Origin of the sequence: Shewanella sp. UCD-KL12 (assembly GCF_001957125.1) — a bacterium.
Lineage (GTDB): Bacteria > Pseudomonadota > Gammaproteobacteria > Enterobacterales > Shewanellaceae > Shewanella.
The window spans coordinates 46,136-61,860 of record NZ_MPHJ01000018.1 but is presented as its reverse complement, the minus strand read 5'-3'; the positions used below and the strand labels follow the sequence as shown (position 1 = coordinate 61,860).

Below are 15,725 nucleotides of genomic sequence, written 5' to 3'. Positions count from 1 at the left end.
AAGTCAACCAGATTTAACAAGAAAACAACAATGAGACAACCTTTTGAGTGGTAATTAAACGGATTAACTAACTGGCAATTTTCTCAACTTTTTCCAAGCACTCGCTTTCCCCTTCACAAGCTAAAGTCTCAAGGTGACTAACAAGTTTAAAACAGAGCTCAATATATTGAACCGCTTCCACCTTGCCTATCTCATAACCTACTGCGTGGGCGACGCGATTTCTAAGTTGCCTGAGTTCACTAAATAGCTTTCCTTGTTTAGTGTTTATCAGGTTTTCTCTAAGTAAGATGCTCTCGATATGTTTATAACGCGTATTTAAATCTAGCTTTATATTAATCTTTTTAGCCTTAATCAGCGCTTCAGAAGCAGTATCAACCGCTTCCCATGCTTCGAGTACCGCTGAATTGGGCAAATTATTCGCCGAGGCTATCAGCAGTGATTTACTGTCATATTTAAGCTCAGGAAAGGCGCCTTCTGCTTTTTGACTGATCGCTTTCAACTCTTGACCGAACTCGACTTCTAACTCTTTAAACTTAAACTTCTTAGCCAAGGGGATCAATTTTGAGATAGGTCGTTTAAGGCTAAACACACAGATAAGGAGAGCCACTGGCCAAGCCAACTTATCAAAAAGCTGTATAACAAATTCCATCCAATTCATGTTTCATTCCTTTGATTTACTCACTTAAGATGGAGAGTAGCAAGTTAGCCAAACGAAACCTAGAGGTTGATGTGCTTGTCGAATAACAAGTTGCTTAAATATTTTTATTTCATCATTGGGGGTTATTGGTACTTGGCAGTATTTTGCATACCAATATTGAATTGTTACCTATCACCTGCCGTGGGCTTATGTGCAAACACTTCTGCGACACGCCGCAAGTATGTCCCTATAGTCTCTACGACAGCATCCATGCTGTCGTAGGTCGCAACAGCGTTTACACCGGCTTTGGTTTCGAGAGCGCTACCTCTTCGATTTGAGCTTACTTGTAGTAACTCGTTTTCGGGCAGAAATGTGATGATAGGTCAGATCACAACTCCCAATACCGAATCAGCTAAAAGCTAAAACAAAAATGTAATCAAGCTTCATTTGAAGCCTGTTTATTTAAAAATAGGGGAAGAGTCCCCTTAAGGGCTCTTTCTCTGCCAACTTTGAGGCAGTTCCACCTCATTCCATAGCTGACGACAAAGCTTATCTCCTGTGTGCCACTCACCTGATAGCAACCACTTGACTAATGCATCGCCCACTTGTGGATAATGGATGGGCTCAGGAGCCGCTGATTTTAGCCATCTACGTAAAGCTTCATTGTCGAGTGATGCCATCGTTTCTGCAGCCCCTAACAGCTCCAAGGCAGCAACGTTTGATAACTGTTCAAACTGCCCTTGCAGCGGTTTGACTAATAGCTTCTTGCCTAATGTTAGTGCTTCACTTGCGAGTTCAAAACCAGCACTGCTAATAACACCACCACAGCTAGATAATCTCAACTTAAAGCCTTCGCGATTGAAGCCTGACCAAATAATATGTTCAGGACATTGAAGTGTAGGTTTATCACCATGGTAAATGTAAAAGCGATAGTCAGTGAAAGGCGCTAACAAAGAAACTATCGCATCGGCATCTTCAAAAGGAAGGTAGACCACTATCTCATGAGCATTGTTTGAAATAGCAGGTTCAACCTCTACGAAAGGTGGCAAAATATCAAAACCAAAGTGATGCCAATGACACCCAAGTGAAATATCAACAGGTGCAAAATAGTTTAATAAGGCATCATTAAACCAGCTTTCACCAGCCTTAGGTACAGCATGTTTTAGCGCAGCTTGGTGGCTTATTCCTATCGAAGGCACACCTTGCAACTTTGCCGCCCAAGCTGACACAGGCTCAAAGTCATTTAGCACGAGATCGTAACCACTAAGATCCAATGAATGGATATCGCTAAGTAAAGATGGAACTGAATTTTTCCAAGCCGTTTTAGCTCGACTCACACGCCCATGTTGTGTAGCAAATGTAAGGCCAGCTTCGACCTGGTATTCACCAAAACACTGCATATCGAAAAACTGACTCTGACACCGGCCAGAAAAAAAGAAGTCAACATGAACCTCTGCTTCCTGCAGTGACTTTGCCATAACACGCGCTCGACTCAAATGTCCGTTGCCAGTTCCTTGGATCCCATAAAGAATTCTCATACTTACTCCATCTATTCGGTTAAGCAAAACGGATTAATAGCCCACAATATTGGCGACAACTGTCACTGAGCTAACTCCCAAAATGATCCCAGCTAAAATGTCCAAGGGGTAGTGAACGCCTAAGGCGATACGCGAAAGACCAATCATTGCGCCCCAAACAAAAGCGATATATGAATAATCTGGATATACCAGGTGAATTGAGCTTGCAACTAGGAATGCGGCGGCAGTATGTCCCGAGGGGAGACTAAACTTATCAGAAGGTTCAAATTGTGTTTGAACAGTTAATGTTGCCGAGGCGGTAGGGTTAACCTTGTCATTAGCCATTAGGTATAAATGGCACGGTCGAGTGCGTTTAATGACATTTTTTAGCAATAAATAGAGGGGAAGCTCGATAAGAAAAGCAGATAAAACCAAACTAAATAAGCTTGACCCTTTATCGCTGCATATTAGTAAGGTCAACACGAGTAACAGGTAAAATGGACCGTCACCACTTCTTGATATTTGCCTAGCAACAATCAGACTGGCCCTCCCTTGGGAGCGCTCAAAAACTTGCAAGAATACCTGTCGATCAAATCTTACTAAGCGACTAAACATAAAAAGGCTCCTCATCAGCCGGTATGCTAATGAGAAGCCTAAAAAAGTGTCATGACAACCAAGTGACAAGCTGTCTAAGCTTTTATGACACTCAGTCCACCTAATATCATTCGATATTAAGTATCAATCAGCAGGGGTAAACGGCAAATTATGCAGTTACGGGCTGCTGAGATTTAGTTCGGTATATTTTGATCAGATGATAGATGTTGATACAAGCTACAAATGCATTCATGCCAGCAACAGGCCAAGCTGAAATGTAGACCCCATAAATGACAAATAGCGTACACCCTGTAAAGTTTAGACATCTAAGCCAAGTGATATCTTTCATCATTAGTGATATTGCTACCATTATTGATGCAGAATAACCAATCAGTTCAATCGTGTTTGAAGCTTCCATAAGGCACCTTTTTCAGGCCCTCTGCCATCCATAAGCTAATTGGGGGGTCCGTGCCCCTAAAGCAAAGTTAAAGTTAAGTTAATCAAATCTGCGTATATGCTAACAAACTTACGAACAACATGTAATAAAAATACGTCATTTAATGACCCACATCATATTTCACGATGAATTAATCAGCAGAACTAGAAAATTTACTACAAAATAGTTATCAGGCTATTTATCTACAATTGCGTGATTGATAACACTTTTCTTTTTATTAATCCCTTATATACTGGCGTTATCTCAATTTTTTGTGCATCTATGCCCTGCACAATATCGATCTTAGGAGTATGACTATGGAATACAACACATCTGAACTTTGCGATAATTACATCGATGTCGTCGATGTCGTCGAGCCGATGTTTAGCAATTATGGTGGTTGTAGCTCTTTTGGTGGCTCAATTAGTACTATCAAATGCTTCGAAGATAATGGCCTGATTGCAGAAGCCCTCCAGCAAGATGGCGAAGGTAGAGTCCTTCTCATTGATGGCGGTGGTTCGCTTAGACGCGCACTTCTTGATTCCTCAATTGCTCAAGTCGCCGTTGATAATAAATGGGAAGGGATCATCGTTTATGGTTCAGTCAGAGACGTAGACGCATTAGAAGATCTAGATATCGGTATCCAAGCTTTAGCTTCAATTCCTGTTGGTGCTGATAGTAATTCAATTGGTGAATTAGAAATTCCTGTCAACTTTGGCGGTGTTACCTTCCTACCGCTAGATCATGTTTATGCTGACAATACAGGTATTATCCTTTCGCCAGAGCCTTTAGATATCGATTAAGCTGGGCGTTAGAGCGATAAGCTTAGCTTCAACAATAACCATAGAAAGATGACCTCAGCGTCATCTTTTTCATTTTTCAGCTCACTGCGACTTTTTATCAGTCATTGCCATTCACTCCCAGATTAAGCCACAATGTCTCAAAGCATCATAAAATAAGAATCGAATCACTATGCAGTTTCTCACCCCTTTTACCGCTGAAGATTGCCAGCAGCTTATCGCTACACGAGACGGTGAAACTAAGCTCGCGCAAACAGTACTTTTAAATAGCAGTAACGCGCACCTTTCCGATGCGCTTCAATCTGCAAAAAGTGCTCAAGCCAGATTTGCAATTATAGGCATAGGGGAAGATATTGGCCCCAGAGCCAATCTTGGTCGCGGCGGTGCAACTGACGCATTCGAATCTGCCATGTCACAATTTTTAAACCTTCAGTCGAACCGATTTTTCAATGGTAAAGAATGCATAGTCCTTGGGCAGATAAAAACCTCAGATCTGCAACTTGCAGAAAGTGCCAGTACTGAAGAGTTACGCGCAAATGTTGAATTGCTCGATACACGTGTCATTGAAATCGCTAGCCAAGTGATTAAGGCAGGGCTTGAGCCAATTGTAATTGGTGGCGGGCATAACAACGCCTACGGTTTATTGATGTCGGTCAAGCAAGTTCATAGCAAGAAAGTAGCAGCGGTTAACTTAGACCCACACTCAGACTTTCGACCACGCGAAGGTCGTCATAGCGGTAATGGGTTTAGCTATGCCGCAGCCAGTGGCGCTTTGGGTTATTACCATGTGCTTGGCATGCATGAGCTAAAAAACAGTGAAGAGACATTGGAGCAATTAACGGCTTTTGGTGGCCATTGGCACACATTGCAATCGATCTGGATACGCCGTGAGATGAGTCTATCCGATGTACTCAGTGATATCACCACTAAGCTCAATGACAGCCAATTGCCCGTTGCGCTTGAATTAGATCTCGATTCAATCACCAACATGCCAAGCAGCGCATCCACCGCAGCCGGTATTCCCTTGCTCGACGCCTTACATTACGTACATTCAGTCGCTAGCAACACTCCTTGTGCCTACCTTCACTTAGCGGAGGCTGCACCAAGCTGCCACGTTGCAGGCACTAACGCAGGCTATAGAGAAACAGGCCAAAGCATCAGCGAGCTCATTTATGCCTATATACAAGGGCGAATGCAGGCACAGCAGATAGGATAGAGATTTTAGGCTTGGGTGTTAGAAGGTTTTAGGTTTTAGGTTTTAGGTTCTAATACCTAGAGCCTATATTTCCCTGCCACTATTCACCATTGGCTAACGCCCTGTGAAGGTAAATCATGTATGCGCCTGCGCATCTTCGAAAGACACTCGATAAGTTATATTTCTTGGCGACTATTCACCAATGGCTAATGCTTGTGAGAGTAAATTATGTAAAAGCCTGCGCATCTTCGAAGTACACTGGATAAGTTTTATTTCCCTACCACTATTCACCATTGGCTAACGTCCCGTGAAGGTAAATTATGTAAAAGCCTGCGCATCTTCGAAGCACACTCGATAAGTTATATTTCCCTACCACTATTCACCATTGGCTAACGTCCTGTGAAGGTAAATTATGTAAAAGCCTGCGCATCTTCGAAGCACACTGGATAAGTTATATTTCTTGGCGACTATTCACCAATGGCTAATATTGTGATGTAATGCGCAGTCAAATTTGCGAAAGCCTGCGCTAACACGCATTTTCAACAATTCCAAGTCCAGATAACTAACATCGATCACAATGTGCTTGATGAAAGATTCTGCAACTTGAATGAATGGCTTACACTCGCTCGTAACGATTGCAGAGATAGGATTATAGAGATGTCACAGGGCACAGAAAACAGTACCCATTTCGGTTATAAAACAGTTGAAACAGAGCAGAAGGCTGATATGGTCGCTGGTGTATTTCATTCTGTTGCAGCCAAATACGACATTATGAATGATGTCATGTCCTTTGGTATCCACCGCATGTGGAAACGTTTCACTATCGAAAGTGCTGGCGCACGTCCAGGCATGAAAGTGTTAGACCTAGCAGGCGGTACAGGCGACCTTACGGCTAAATTCTCTCACCTTGTCGGTGATAGAGGCCAAGTTACTCTGGCTGATATCAATGATTCAATGTTAAAAGTTGGCCGTGAAAAGCTAAGAGATAAAGGCATTGTAGGCAATGTGAACTATGTGCAAGCTAATGCTGAAGCACTGCCATTTCCAGATAACCACTTCGATATCATCACTATCGCTTTCGGCTTACGTAATGTAACCGATAAAGATGCTGCGATCAGTTCAATGCTTCGCGTGCTTAAGCCTGGTGGAAAGTTACTGGTACTTGAGTTTTCAAAACCAAAGCATGAAGTGATGCGCAAGATTTATGATCTCTATAGCTTCAAAGTGATGCCAAAAATGGGCGCACTGATCACTCAAGACGCTGACAGCTACGAATACCTTGCTGAATCAATCCGTATGCACCCAGACCAAGAAACACTGAAGGGCATGATGCAGACGGCTGGTTTCGAACAAGTTGAATATACCAACATGACAGACGGCGTTGTTGCGCTGCATAAAGGTTATAAGTTTTAACGCTGTTTTGCTGTAAGATCGAATTACACAATAAACGGTACTGATTAAGTTATTGGATTACTTATGAAACGTGAAATGGCATTACTACTCAGCGCAGGGTTAGAGACAGCCTTAAGTAAAGCAGTCTCTCAGTCTCCCGAGGAGTATGCCAAATTACGTACCCTCCACGGAAAGGTGCTCTGCATTCAATTGAGCCAGCTAAGCTGGCCTCTATATCTCGTTTTTGCGCGTGAAATTCAAGTGCTTGGTAAGTATGATGGCGACGTAACCACTAAGGTCAATGCCGATATAACAACCCTTTACCAACTCACCGAAGGGGCGAACCTCACAGAGCTCATCAAACAAGATAAACTGAGTATTGAAGGCGATCTCAACGTCTTGCAAACCTTTAGTCATTATCTGCAGCACCTAGAGTTTGATTTCGCCGAGCCATTATCAAACTATATTGGCGATGCCCCTACTCAGCTCTTATCTCAAGGGGTTAAACAGGCTAAAGCAGACATTACTAAAGTATTGAGCAAAAGCAGCTCACATATAGGTCAATTAACCACCGAAGAGTACAAGTTAGCCCCTCACAAAATCGAATTTATCTATTTAAGTGATAGAATCGAAGAGCTAGTGGCAGATGTTGATGCCATAGAGAATCGGATCCATCAACTATTAAACAGGGTTAGCACTAAAACATGACGGCAACCAGTATCAGAAGAGCTTATCAGGTCATTAAGATCACCCTAAACTATGGGCTCGACGAGTTAATTCCCTCAAAAATGACTCCCTGGTACTTCCAACTGCTTAGATGCTGCTTTTTCTGGATAAGAAATAAGCACAAAGATAAAGTCGGCGGCGAGCGATTAAAGCTTGCGATGCAGGAACTTGGCCCAGTTTATATCAAGTTTGGTCAGATGCTTTCGACCAGACGCGATCTACTCAGTGATGAGTGGGCTGAAGAGTTAGCCATGCTGCAAGATAGGGTTCCGCCCTTCGATTCAGCACTCGCTCGCCAGATGATTGAAGCTGAGCTTGGCACGACCATCGATACCTATTTTGATGATTTTGACGATGTTCCTTTAGCATCGGCCTCTATCTCACAAGTGCATACCGCCACACTCAAATCTAATGGCGAAGCTATTGTACTAAAAGTACTACGCCCAGATGTTGAAAGTCAGGTTCACGCAGATATTCAATTAATGTCCCAAGCTGCAGCCTTCTTAGAAACATTATTAGGCCATGGCAACAGACTTCGTCCAGCTGAAGTCATCGAGGATTACCGCACCACAATCGAAGGTGAGTTGAACCTCAAACTCGAAGCGCTCAACGCAATAAAGCTTAGAAATAACTTTTTAGATTCAGGTTCACTCTACATTCCTTATATGTATGAAGACCTCTGCTTTACTCGCTTGATTGTTATGGAGCGTATCGACGGTATTCCAGTGTCTGATATGGCTGCTTTGAAGGCCCAAGGCACCAACCTTAAAGTACTCGCTGAACGAGGTGTTGAGCTATTCTTCACCCAAGTATTTAGAGATAACTTCTTCCATGCAGATATGCACCCAGGCAATATTTTTGTCAGTCGCGAACATCCTGACGACCCTTACTATATAGGGCTAGACTGCGGCATTATGGGCACGCTCACTGAAGAAGATAAACGCTATTTAGCCGAAAACTTCCTCGCTTTCTTCAACCGTGATTACCGCCGTATCGCTCAGCTCTATATTGAATCAGGCTGGGTATCTCCAGACACAGATATCGGTGCCTTTGAACAAGCAGTTAAAGTCGTCTGTGAGCCTATGTTCAACAAGCCACTTGATGAGATATCTTTCGGCCATGTGCTACTTGAGCTCTTTAGAACGGCAAGGCGTTTTGATATGGTCGTGCAACCGCAACTGGTACTTTTAGAAAAAACCTTACTCTATATTGAGGGATTGGGGCGTCAACTGTACCCACAACTCGATCTGTGGAAGACCGCCAAACCTTTCCTTGAAGAGTGGATGTCAGAACAGGTTGGCCCCAAGGGCATGGCTAAAAAAATCAAAAAAGAGATGCCGTACTGGGCTGACAAGCTGCCTGAGCTACCAGAACTGGTGTATGACAATCTGAAAATGGGCAAGAATTTTGTTAAATCCCAGAATCAGATGCTCGAGCGCTACTTAAAACAGCAACAAAAAGCCCATAAAAGTAACTATCTTTTGCTCACTTCGGCAGTTTTAGTGATCTGTGGCACTATTTTGTTTAATCAAAACGCTACACTATGGCCCTCTTATGGCTGCATCGCCATCGGCGCAGTTCTCTGGCTGGTAGGATGGCGATCTAGACCAAAGAATCGTAAATTTTAGCTAGCACTAATTAACCATAGGTTCATAATAGAACCATACATATATTTTTATGAGGTAATCGTCATGGGTAACATGGGTATTTGGCAACTTCTGATCATCGCAGTCATCGTGATCTTATTATTTGGAACAAAGAAGTTGCGTTCACTTGGTGGTGATTTAGGCGGTGCTGTAAAAGGCTTTAAGAACGCCATGTCTAGCGAAGATGAAAAGAAAGCACTAGAAGAGAATAGCTCTGATGTAGCTAAAACTTCTGCAGCGGCAACTGAAAAGAAGCCAGAGTCTAAGGACAAAGAACAGGCGTAATTCCTTATGTTCGACGGTATCGGCTTTATGGAGCTGTTGTTGATCGGTATTTTAGGGCTGGTAGTACTCGGCCCTGAAAGACTTCCGACAGCGGTACGCTCAATTACAGGTTGGATCCGCGCCATGAAAAACATGGCGAACTCAGTGAAAGATGAACTCGAGCAGGAGCTTAAAATTGAGCAACTGCATTCAGATCTGAAAAAGGCTGAAAGTCAGGGTTTAAAGAATCTTTCTCCAGAGTTACAGGATTCTATCGATCAATTAAAAGATGCAGCTCAATCAGTTAATCGTCCCTATCAGGTAGAAGATACTCCTTCGGCCAGTGCAAACACGCCTTCGGAAACCACACCTTCAAAGACTGTAGCAACTGAGACTAGCGCAAATTCAGAAAAACCTAACGGGTAGTCCATGTCGCAACAGCAGCCCCTAATTAGTCATCTACTTGAACTTCGCACCCGCTTGCTCCATGCAGTTGGTAGTGTTCTTTTGGTTTTTGCCTGTCTAGCCTATTGGTCAAATGATATTTACCATTATATGGCTACGCCCTTGATGCAAGCTCTACCAGAAAGTAGCAGCATGATTGCAACCGATGTGGCGGCTCCGTTCTTCGCGCCATTTAAGCTCACCTTGGTGCTAGCATTTTTCATTGCTATCCCTTACGTGCTTTATCAGGTTTGGTCTTTTATTGCCCCAGGTCTTTACAAGCACGAAAAGCGCTTGATGATGCCACTGCTTGCTAGTAGTACATTCCTATTCTACCTCGGTATCGCATTTACTTACTACGTTGTGTTTCCTGTAGTATTTGGATTCTTTACCAGTGTGGCACCAGAGGGTGTTGAAGTCGCAACAGACATTAGTAGCTATCTCAGCTTTATCCTCAAGCTATTTTTTGCTTTTGGTTTAGCCTTTGAGATCCCTATTGCTGTTGTTTTACTCTGCTGGGCTGGTGTTACTACGCCTGAAGAGTTAAAGGCAAAGCGTCCCTATATCGTTGTTGGCGCATTCGTTATTGGTATGATGCTTACACCTCCAGACATCATCTCACAGACAATGTTAGCAGTACCTATGTTGATATTATTTGAAGGGGGATTGATTGCTGCTCGTTTCTACAGTAAAAAGGATGATGAAGAAGACGATGAGCAAGAAAAACAGGATGAACCTGGCCAGGAAGCTAAATAAGCAGAACAGCTAATTAGTTAAACATGGCGCGCTCAAATATCATAAGGGAAAATATTAATGCGCATTAGTTGGATTACCGCAGCAGCAATACTTGTATCTACACAAGCAAGTGCAGGTCTAGAACAGAGCCTAGCAGAGTGTAGTGCAAAAGCGGATAAGTTAGATCGTTTGATCTGTTATGACTCATTAGCAGCAAGCGTAAAAAGCGCGCCCAAAGCCAGTAGTGCTCAATCGACTAGTTCTGTAGCAGCAACCGCTGTTACAGCAACTAGCGTTGCAGCAGTCACTGAGACTCAAGCAACTTCTGTTACACCCACCACGCTCCCCGCCAATATTGAAAATGAATTTGGCAGTGCCAGCATAAAAAAAGACAAAGAAGCAGCTGACAAAGAGATTAATAAAATCTTTTTAGACGTTGATTCAATTAAGAAAGATGCATATGGGGCTCTAAAAATATACTTCACTAATGGTCAAGTATGGAAACAGAGTGATAGCAAGCGATTTAAGCTAGCGTCAGGACAAACTGTGTATATTGAAAAAGGTGCTTTTGGTGCATTTTACTTAGGAGTAAAAGAGAAGAACTCCACCATTAAGGTTAAACGCCTAAAGTAATGCCAGAGTACATAGATATCGCTGTCAATCTCATTGGCAGCGCCCTTGAGAAAAATATATCTGATGTCATTCAACGAGCGGCGGCCCAAAGGGTATCGCCGCTTATTGTTATTGGCAGTGAGATTAATGAAAGTGCTCAAGCGGTGAAACTGTGCCTAGACTACCCACAGCAACTATATTGCACTGCGGGTGTCCACCCACATCATGCTAGTGAGTGGCAAGGTGATAGTGCAAAGCAGATAAGCGCACTGGCACTTTCCCCTCAAGTGGTTGCCATTGGCGAGTGTGGCCTAGATTACAACCGAGACTTTTCACCAAGGCCGATGCAGAGGCAGGCTTTTGCTGAACAGCTTGCACTGGCTGTAGAGATGCAGATGCCGGTGTTGATGCACGAGCGAGATGCTCACCAAGACTTTTTAGCTATTTTAAAAGAGTATCGCAGCGAGCTTCCTGGTGCCCTACTCCACTGCTTCACTGGTGACAGGCAGAGCATGGAGGCTTATCTGGATATAGACCTTCATCTTGGGATAACAGGCTGGGTTTGCGATGAACGCCGAGGCCTTGAACTCGCGGCCCTTGTCCCTGACATTCCTGATAATCGCATTCTAATAGAGACAGATAGCCCCTATCTTCTCCCTCGTAGCATGAGGCCTAAGCCCAAGTCGAGTAAAAATGAGCCGCAATATCTTCCCTATATTGCTGAATATATCGCTAACCTGAGGGAACAACCGAAAGAGGTATTCGCTCAACAAGCTTATCAAAATAGTGTTGATTTTTTTGGGCTGCAGCAACTCAATAAGACTTGCGAAAAAGAAGGCGCAGATGAAGTATCTTAGCCTGCTATTTTTTTGCCTATCTTTGCTGTTTTGTTCAAATGCCAGCTCAGAGACCTTACTGGCCATTAGCAAAGATGATGAAGGCAGCTTAGCGCTCGCTCAATGGTTGTATTACGCTCCCGCTGACGCACATGACACCATTGGCTCTGTTCAACGCCTTGGCGCTAATCAGTGGCAACGTTTAACCCCAACGTTTAATAATCGAATAGGTATAACGCCTTTCTGGGTAAAGTTCAGTATCTATAATACGAGCCATACGCCAATTGATCGCATTCTGTCACTGGCAAATCCCCATATTGATCTCGCCTCCCTTTATCATGTGGTCAAGGGACAAGCCACCAAGCAGGTCATCATGGGAGATAGCCTCCCCTTTACTGAAAGACCAATCATTAATAACCATTTTCTTTATCCCTTTCAGCTCGAGCCCGATATATTAAATACCTTCTATATCAAAATTGAGACTGAAGGTAGCGCCTCTTTGCCATTAAGCTTAACGTCACCCAATGCCTTTGCAAAAGACATTGAAGCAAGCTCACTAACTAATGGTTTCCAGCTAGGAGCACTGACAGCAATAGGCTTATTCAGCTTATTTATTGCCATAAGCTCTCGCTCTTTTAGCTATAGCTACTACTCTGGCTATGTATTGTCGGTCACGATACTTGTTGCAACCTTACATGGCTTTGCTTTTAGGTTCATATGGCCTGAATGGCCACTTTTGCAAAAATATATGATCCCTTTCTTGGTTCCTATGGCCATTTTCTTTGCGCTGCTATTTACCGAGAAGGTACTCCAGCTTAAATATCATAATTTACGCATGCTCAGAATTTGTCGCTATAGTGCTAGCTTTGCTTTACTCCTCGCTATCGTGACTCCGTTTTTAAACTACTCTCTTGCCATTTATATCAACATTATCACGGTACTGGCAGTCACATTAGTATTGATGGCTATGGCCATGATTCAAGCGCTAAAGGGTCATAAGCTGGCCAAACTGTACACCTTAGCTTGGAGTGGCATGTTAATTGGCTCATTTATTACCAGCGCCATGTACTTAGGTTTACTTGAGCTCCCAGTTTCCCACTTAACTCCGCTAATGCTCGGATTGTTATTTGAAATTATCTTTATGGCAGCGGTTCTCGCTATTCGCTATAACGATGAGCGCAAAGCAAAACTAAAGATCCAACAAGAAGCAGCATTGCAGGCACAAAGGGTGCGAGAGACACGTGAAGAGGCCCTTAAAATTGAAGCCGAGAGTAATGAGAAGCTTGAGCAGATGGTACAAGAGCGCACACTAGAGCTCGAGATAGCACTTAGAGAGCTCAATGAGGCCAATCAGAAACTCACTGAACAAGCTACCATAGACAGTTTAACTGGCGTCAAGAATAGAGCCGCATTTGATAAACGCTTATTGGCAGAGGGGAGGCTGAGCCGCCGCCAGCAAACCCCCATGGCGATATTAATGTTAGATATTGATCGCTTTAAGTCAATCAATGATAACTATGGCCATCTTGCAGGCGATCAGACATTAAGGCTAATCGCGCAGACATTAAAAGAAAAATTAAAACGGCCAGCGGATCTGGTATCACGTTTTGGGGGGGAAGAGTTTGCTATTATACTGCCCAATACAAACGAAGAGGGTGCGGTACAAGTTGCAGAGCTTATTCGTCAGGCAATTTTTGAGCTGCCTATCAGCTGGGAAGATCACTCTATCCCATTGACGATCAGTATCGGTGTCAGCGCTGAAGTAATAAACAGTGAGCAACATCCAACACAGTTACTAGAACAAGCAGATAAAGCACTTTACCGAGCCAAAAACGATGGTAGAAATCGGGTTACGGTTTACACACCGGAACCTGAATAGATTTTACGAGTCAAACACACTCAGAATGCTAAGTCTTATTAGCCGAAATGATTTTCTGAGTACAATGTTAGGAGTTGAATGTGAATATAATTACTAGTGCTTTCCCTCAGCGTAGAATGCGCCGCATGCGTAAGCATGATTTCAGCCGTAGATTAATGGCTGAAAATACACTCTCTGTTAACGATTTAATCTACCCTATGTTCGTACTTGAAGGGAATAATCGCACCGAGAAAGTGGCATCTATGCCGGGTGTAGAGCGCTACTCCATCGACCTACTTTTAAAAGAAGCTGAAGAGCTTGTCGAGCTTGGTATTCCGCTTGTCGCACTTTTCCCTGTGACGCCATCTGAAAAGAAAACCTTATTAGCAGAAGAAGCTTACAATGCAGATGCATTAGCTCAACGTGCTGTACGTGCCCTGAAAGAAGCATTCCCAGAGCTAGGTGTGATGACAGATGTAGCGCTTGATCCGTTTACGACCCATGGTCAAGATGGCATCATCGATGAAGATGGCTATATCCTTAACGATATCACCACTGAAATTCTAGTAAAACAAGCCCTATCTCATGCAGAAGCTGGTGCAGATATCGTCGCACCTTCAGATATGATGGATGGTCGTATTGGCGCAATTCGCCAAGCGTTAGAAGAAGCAGGTCACGTTAATACCCAGATCATGGCTTATTCTGCGAAGTACTCGTCCAACTACTATGGTCCATTTCGTGATGCTGTCGGATCTGCTGGCAACCTTAAAGGTGGCAATAAACATAGCTACCAGATGGATCCAGCAAACAGCGATGAAGCACTACATGAAGTTGCACTCGATATTCAAGAAGGCGCTGACATGGTCATGGTTAAGCCGGGCATGCCTTACCTAGATATCGTTACACGAGTTAAAACTGAACTTGCAGTCCCAACTTTTGCCTATCAAGTGAGTGGTGAATATGCGATGCATATGGCTGCTATTGAAAATGGCTGGTTAGCCGAAAAGGCGATCGTTATGGAGTCTCTACTTTGCTTTAAGCGAGCGGGGGCTAACGGCGTACTTACTTACTTTGCTAAACGTGCAGCTCAGTGGCTTAAAGAAGATCAGGCTAAATAGTCTGCTCACCTTTGCCGATAAAAGACCGCACCTGTTGCGGTTTTTTTATGCCTACAAACTTGTCATGTAAATACTCGCTGTTGCAAAAAGAATCACTTGCTAAAACTATGGTTAATAATGACCTCTGCGTTAATGAGAGGTTTATTTAACAACTGCTCTCCTAGGCAATATGTGACCCATACAAGTAATCCTACAAATAGATAGTGATCTAACCTAGCTTTATCAGCTGTGCAGCTTTTCCCCTTTTGAACGAAGTGATTAAATACAGGTATTGCTACTATACAGCAGCACTAGTCAACATCCCTGAGCCTGAGGTATCATCATGAACAATAGCGTTAAGGCATTACTTGCCACTACAGCCCTCTTTTTTAGCTGCCAATCAATAGCTGACAACGGCTGTGCATTCGATGAAAAGCAAGATGGCTTTATTGCCACCTGCAGCGAGGAGAAACAGGAAGTGATTTTAACTGGTGCGGTAGAAGCTCAAACCTTAGTGACTGAGCTAGATGATTTTACAGAGGGTTATAAAGAGTATCAGGTTGATACTGCTGCGATAACACCACTGAAGTCTTTGAAAGAACCAACAGAGATCATAGTGATCATAGGTACTTGGTGTCCTGATTGTCACCGTGAAACCCCACGGTTCATTCGTATAATTGAAGAGATCAACAATCCAAATATCACAGTAACTTATATTGGTGTTGACCGTCAAAAAGCCGATTCTGAAGGGTTAGCGGCACAATATGAATTCACCCGTATTCCGACCTTTATCGTTAAACAAAAAGGCGAAGAGATAGGCCGAATTATTGAGCGTCCAGAGGTTTCATTAGAAGTTGATCTGGCTAAAATTCTAAAATAACTTAGCTTGTACGCAAAAAGAAAAGGCACTCAATGAGTGCCTTTTTTGTGTCTGGT

17 protein-coding genes are annotated in these 15,725 nt (G+C 43.3%); 13 read left to right on the top strand and 4 right to left on the bottom strand.

From position 1 onward, the window contains the following. Nucleotides 1–67: 67 nt before the first annotated feature. The 4 genes from BM736_RS21475 to BM736_RS21460 all read right to left on the bottom strand — a co-directional run bounded on the left by BM736_RS21475 (nucleotide 68) and on the right by BM736_RS21460 (nucleotide 3,166). Nucleotides 68–658: a DUF4145 domain-containing protein gene (locus tag BM736_RS21475; protein ID WP_076416034.1), complete on the bottom strand. Its 591-nt coding sequence runs from the start codon at nucleotides 656–658 to the stop codon at nucleotides 68–70. A 464-nt stretch (nucleotides 659–1,122) separates the two neighbouring features. Further along, the gene (locus BM736_RS21470) at nucleotides 1,123–2,175 is read right to left on the bottom strand and encodes an MJ1255/VC2487 family glycosyltransferase (RefSeq protein ID WP_076416032.1); all 1,053 of its coding nucleotides are present in this window, start codon (nucleotides 2,173–2,175) and stop codon (nucleotides 1,123–1,125) included. 33 nt (nucleotides 2,176–2,208) lie between these two features. Beyond that, nucleotides 2,209–2,769: a phosphatase PAP2 family protein gene (locus BM736_RS21465; protein ID WP_076416029.1), complete on the bottom strand. Its 561-nt coding sequence runs from the start codon at nucleotides 2,767–2,769 to the stop codon at nucleotides 2,209–2,211. Between the two features lie 148 nt (nucleotides 2,770–2,917). After that, nucleotides 2,918–3,166 carry a YgjV family protein gene (locus BM736_RS21460; protein ID WP_076416026.1) on the bottom strand — a complete coding sequence of 83 codons (249 nt, stop codon included), beginning with the start codon at nucleotides 3,164–3,166 and terminating at the stop codon, nucleotides 2,918–2,920. Between the two features lie 335 nt (nucleotides 3,167–3,501). On the opposite strand from BM736_RS21460, the gene rraA reads away from it, so the two are divergent. The 13 genes from rraA (at nucleotide 3,502) to BM736_RS21395 (ending at nucleotide 15,669) form a co-directional block, all read left to right on the top strand. Continuing rightward, the gene (rraA, locus tag BM736_RS21455) at nucleotides 3,502–3,987 is read left to right on the top strand and encodes a ribonuclease E activity regulator RraA (RefSeq protein ID WP_076416023.1); all 486 of its coding nucleotides are present in this window, start codon (nucleotides 3,502–3,504) and stop codon (nucleotides 3,985–3,987) included. A gap of 169 nt (nucleotides 3,988–4,156) precedes the next feature. After that, on the top strand, nucleotides 4,157–5,200 hold the full coding sequence (locus BM736_RS21450; protein ID WP_076416020.1) for a formimidoylglutamase: 1,044 nt from the start codon (nucleotides 4,157–4,159) through the stop codon (nucleotides 5,198–5,200). A 636-nt stretch (nucleotides 5,201–5,836) separates the two neighbouring features. Further along, nucleotides 5,837–6,592, top strand: coding sequence for a bifunctional demethylmenaquinone methyltransferase/2-methoxy-6-polyprenyl-1,4-benzoquinol methylase UbiE (gene ubiE, locus BM736_RS21445; RefSeq protein ID WP_076416017.1), 756 nt, complete (start codon nucleotides 5,837–5,839; stop codon nucleotides 6,590–6,592). A 63-nt stretch (nucleotides 6,593–6,655) separates the two neighbouring features. Continuing rightward, entirely contained in the window at nucleotides 6,656–7,279 is a 624-nt protein-coding gene (locus tag BM736_RS21440) for an SCP2 domain-containing protein (RefSeq protein ID WP_076416014.1), read from the top strand. Continuing rightward, nucleotides 7,276–8,925 carry a ubiquinone biosynthesis regulatory protein kinase UbiB gene (gene ubiB, locus BM736_RS21435; RefSeq protein WP_076416011.1) on the top strand — a complete coding sequence of 550 codons (1,650 nt, stop codon included), beginning with the start codon at nucleotides 7,276–7,278 and terminating at the stop codon, nucleotides 8,923–8,925. Before BM736_RS21440 ends, ubiB begins: the two co-directional genes overlap by 4 nt. A gap of 63 nt (nucleotides 8,926–8,988) precedes the next feature. Continuing rightward, complete coding sequence (gene tatA / locus BM736_RS21430; protein WP_076416008.1) at nucleotides 8,989–9,228, top strand: twin-arginine translocase TatA/TatE family subunit; 240 nt, start codon at nucleotides 8,989–8,991, stop codon at nucleotides 9,226–9,228. 6 nt (nucleotides 9,229–9,234) lie between these two features. Next, entirely contained in the window at nucleotides 9,235–9,633 is a 399-nt protein-coding gene (tatB, locus tag BM736_RS21425) for a Sec-independent protein translocase protein TatB (RefSeq protein ID WP_076416005.1), read from the top strand. Nucleotides 9,634–9,636: 3 nt separating this feature from the next. Continuing rightward, nucleotides 9,637–10,407 carry a twin-arginine translocase subunit TatC gene (tatC, locus tag BM736_RS21420; protein ID WP_076416003.1) on the top strand — a complete coding sequence of 257 codons (771 nt, stop codon included), beginning with the start codon at nucleotides 9,637–9,639 and terminating at the stop codon, nucleotides 10,405–10,407. 57 nt (nucleotides 10,408–10,464) lie between these two features. Beyond that, nucleotides 10,465–11,019, top strand: coding sequence for a hypothetical protein (locus BM736_RS21415; protein ID WP_076416000.1), 555 nt, complete (start codon nucleotides 10,465–10,467; stop codon nucleotides 11,017–11,019). Then, nucleotides 11,019–11,855, top strand: coding sequence for a TatD family hydrolase (locus BM736_RS21410; protein WP_076415998.1), 837 nt, complete (start codon nucleotides 11,019–11,021; stop codon nucleotides 11,853–11,855). Before BM736_RS21415 ends, BM736_RS21410 begins: the two co-directional genes overlap by 1 nt. Next, the gene (locus BM736_RS21405; protein WP_076415995.1) at nucleotides 11,842–13,713 is read left to right on the top strand and encodes a diguanylate cyclase; all 1,872 of its coding nucleotides are present in this window, start codon (nucleotides 11,842–11,844) and stop codon (nucleotides 13,711–13,713) included. Before BM736_RS21410 ends, BM736_RS21405 begins: the two co-directional genes overlap by 14 nt. Before the next feature lie 80 nt (nucleotides 13,714–13,793). Further along, entirely contained in the window at nucleotides 13,794–14,810 is a 1,017-nt protein-coding gene (hemB, locus tag BM736_RS21400) for a porphobilinogen synthase (RefSeq protein ID WP_076415993.1), read from the top strand. Between the two features lie 322 nt (nucleotides 14,811–15,132). Then, nucleotides 15,133–15,669 (top strand): thioredoxin family protein, encoded by a 537-nt coding sequence (locus BM736_RS21395; RefSeq protein ID WP_076415991.1) that lies wholly within the window; start codon nucleotides 15,133–15,135, stop codon nucleotides 15,667–15,669. The last annotated feature ends 56 nt before the right edge of the window (nucleotides 15,670–15,725 follow it).

What these genes read in the sequence shown, in the direction of transcription:
- BM736_RS21475 (WP_076416034.1), bottom strand. Translation starts at nt 658, where the DNA reads ATGAATTGGATGGAATTTGTTATACAGCTTTTTGATAAGTTGGCTTGG.
- BM736_RS21470 (WP_076416032.1), bottom strand. Translation starts at nt 2,175, where the DNA reads ATGAGAATTCTTTATGGGATCCAAGGAACTGGCAACGGACATTTGAGT.
- BM736_RS21465 (WP_076416029.1), bottom strand. Translation starts at nt 2,769, where the DNA reads ATGTTTAGTCGCTTAGTAAGATTTGATCGACAGGTATTCTTGCAAGTT.
- BM736_RS21460 (WP_076416026.1), bottom strand. Translation starts at nt 3,166, where the DNA reads ATGGAAGCTTCAAACACGATTGAACTGATTGGTTATTCTGCATCAATA.
- rraA (WP_076416023.1), top strand. Translation starts at nt 3,502, where the DNA reads ATGGAATACAACACATCTGAACTTTGCGATAATTACATCGATGTCGTC.
- BM736_RS21450 (WP_076416020.1), top strand. Translation starts at nt 4,157, where the DNA reads ATGCAGTTTCTCACCCCTTTTACCGCTGAAGATTGCCAGCAGCTTATC.
- ubiE (WP_076416017.1), top strand. Translation starts at nt 5,837, where the DNA reads ATGTCACAGGGCACAGAAAACAGTACCCATTTCGGTTATAAAACAGTT.
- BM736_RS21440 (WP_076416014.1), top strand. Translation starts at nt 6,656, where the DNA reads ATGAAACGTGAAATGGCATTACTACTCAGCGCAGGGTTAGAGACAGCC.
- ubiB (WP_076416011.1), top strand. Translation starts at nt 7,276, where the DNA reads ATGACGGCAACCAGTATCAGAAGAGCTTATCAGGTCATTAAGATCACC.
- tatA (WP_076416008.1), top strand. Translation starts at nt 8,989, where the DNA reads ATGGGTAACATGGGTATTTGGCAACTTCTGATCATCGCAGTCATCGTG.
- tatB (WP_076416005.1), top strand. Translation starts at nt 9,235, where the DNA reads ATGTTCGACGGTATCGGCTTTATGGAGCTGTTGTTGATCGGTATTTTA.
- tatC (WP_076416003.1), top strand. Translation starts at nt 9,637, where the DNA reads ATGTCGCAACAGCAGCCCCTAATTAGTCATCTACTTGAACTTCGCACC.
- BM736_RS21415 (WP_076416000.1), top strand. Translation starts at nt 10,465, where the DNA reads ATGCGCATTAGTTGGATTACCGCAGCAGCAATACTTGTATCTACACAA.
- BM736_RS21410 (WP_076415998.1), top strand. Translation starts at nt 11,019, where the DNA reads ATGCCAGAGTACATAGATATCGCTGTCAATCTCATTGGCAGCGCCCTT.
- BM736_RS21405 (WP_076415995.1), top strand. Translation starts at nt 11,842, where the DNA reads ATGAAGTATCTTAGCCTGCTATTTTTTTGCCTATCTTTGCTGTTTTGT.
- BM736_RS21395 (WP_076415991.1), top strand. Translation starts at nt 15,133, where the DNA reads ATGAACAATAGCGTTAAGGCATTACTTGCCACTACAGCCCTCTTTTTT.